The sequence below is a fragment of the Streptomyces fuscigenes genome (assembly GCF_021556455.1).
In the GTDB taxonomy this organism is placed as follows: Bacteria; Actinomycetota; Actinomycetes; order Streptomycetales; family Streptomycetaceae; genus Streptomyces; species Streptomyces fuscigenes.
The window spans coordinates 1-2158 of record NZ_JAKGCV010000657.1 but is presented as its reverse complement, the minus strand read 5'-3'; the positions used below and the strand labels follow the sequence as shown (position 1 = coordinate 2158).

Below are 2158 nucleotides of genomic sequence, written 5' to 3'. Positions count from 1 at the left end.
GGCGCGGGCCGCGCCGGCCCCGGGCCGCCCGTCGGAGCGGGCGGGCCGCGCCCGTTCCCGGAAGGGCGCCGCCCGCCCCGGCGGATCAGCCCTTGACGGCGCCGGACATGATGCCGCCGACGATCTGCTTGCCGAACACGACGAACACGACGAGCAGCGGCAGCGCGCTGATCAGCGCGCCCGCCATGACGATCGACTGGTCCGGCGTGTACGAGGCGCTGAGCTGGCCGAGGGCCACCTGCAGCGTCGGGTTCTGCTGGCTGAGTGCGAGGTAGGGCCAGAAGAAGTCGTTCCACGCCTGCACGAACGTCAGCATGCCGAGCACCATCATCGCTGGCCGGGCGACCGGCAGGACGATGCTGCGCACGATGCGGAAGTTGTTCGCGCCGTCGACCTTCGCGGCCTCGATCAGCTCGTAGGGCAGGGCCTCCAGCAGGTACTGCCGCATGAAGAACACACCGAACGCGCTCACCAGCGTCGGGAAGATCACCGACTCCAGGTGCCCGCCCCAGCCGATGTCGGACATCATCATGAACAGCGGCACCACGCTGAGCTGCGGCGGGATCGTGAGCGTGGCGATGACGGCCGTCATCAGCCAGCCCCGGCCGCGGAAGCGCATCTTGGCGAACGAGTAGCCGGCCAGCGTGCAGAAGAACAGCGTGGCCGCGGTGATGCAGCCGGAGACCACGACGCTGTTGACGATGGCCTTGCCGAGGTTGGCCTGCTGCCAGGCGGTCGACAGGTTGTGGAACAGCAGCCCGCCGGGCACCAGCGGCGGGGAGAGCGAGAGGACGTCGTCCTGCGTGTGCGAGGCCGCGACGAGGGTCCAGTACAGCGGCAGGATCGAGAGGACGCCCGCGACGATCAGCACGGTGTACGTGACCGGTCCGGCGTGCAACTGGCGTCCCGCGCCGAGCCGCAGCCGGCCGCGTGCGGCGCGCGCGACGGGATCAGGGGCGGTGAGTGCGGGGCGCTCGGGGCTGGTGGTGGTCATGGCGGAGCGCTCCCTCAGGCGGCGGACTTGCGAACGAAGCGGCCGACGAGCAGGTTGATGCCGGCGATGATCAGCAGCAGGGCGAGCATCGCCCAGGCGACGGCGGCCGCGGGCCCGAGATGGCCCAGCTTCCAGCCGTAGTTGTAGAGATACACACTGAGCGTCTCGTACTGGTTCTCGTTGCCGCCCGTGGCGCCCAGAGTGCCGCCCTCCAGCAGCAGCGGCTCGCCGAACAGCTGCATGGACCCGATCGTCGAGATGACGATGGTGAAGAGGATCGTCGGGCGCAGCGAGGGGATCGTCACCTTGCGGAACTGCTGCCAGCGCGACGCGCCGTCGATGGCCGCGGCCTCGTACAGGTCGGTCGGCACGGCCTGCATGGCGGCCAGGTAGATCAGCGTGTTGTAGCCGGTCCAGCGCCAGATGACGATGATCGAGATGGCGATCTTCGAAGTCCAGTGCCCGTTGGCCCAGTTGGTGTGGCCGAGCCCGATGAAGTGCAGCAGCCAGTTGAGGATGCCGCCGTCGGCTCGGAAGACCAGGGCGAAGACCAGGGCCGCCGAGGCGACCGAGGTGGCGTACGGCGTGAGGATGAGCGTGCGGAAGAACGTGCTCGCGCGCAGCTTGTAGTTGAGGAGGTGGGCGAGCCCGAGCGCCATCAGCAGCTGCGGGACGGTCGAGATGACGCCGATCGCGAAGGTGTTGCCGACGGCCGTCCAGAACTCGGAGTCGTGCAGGATCGTGTCGAAGTTGCCCCAGCCGACCCACTGCATCTGGTCGAGGCCCGTCATCTCCACACGGTGCAGGGCGATCCAGCCCGTGTAGAGCAGGGGGAAGAGGCCGAAAGCCCCGAAGACCAGGAAGAACGGGGCGATGTAGGCGTACGGCGAAGCCTTGTCGTCGAAGCGCCACAGCCGGCTGCGCCAGGGGCCGCGACCCGCCGCCGGGGGCGGTGGGGCGGACCGGCGGGGCGGCGGGACGTGGGCGTCCCGGGTGGGTGTCGAGGTGGCCACGGTCACAGTCCTTGTCTAGTCCTTGGGGAAGCGGCCTCGGGGCAGGGGCCTCGGGGAGGGGCCAGTCGAGGCCCGGGCGCCCGGGAGGTCCGGGCCGGCCGCGAGCCGGCGGGCCCTGGGGCCCGGCGGGGCCCGGAGCCCGCAGGAGCCG

2 protein-coding genes are annotated in these 2158 nt (G+C 70.4%); both read right to left on the bottom strand.

The annotated features are described in order from the left end of the window. Positions 1–85: 85 nt before the first annotated feature. Positions 86–994 (bottom strand): carbohydrate ABC transporter permease, encoded by a 909-nt coding sequence (locus L1885_RS27445; protein ID WP_235799851.1) that lies wholly within the window; start codon positions 992–994, stop codon positions 86–88. A 14-nt stretch (positions 995–1008) separates the two neighbouring features. Beyond that, positions 1009–2007, bottom strand: a complete 999-nt coding sequence (locus L1885_RS27440) for a carbohydrate ABC transporter permease (RefSeq protein ID WP_235799850.1) — start codon at positions 2005–2007, stop codon at positions 1009–1011. Positions 2008–2158 lie beyond the last annotated feature (151 nt).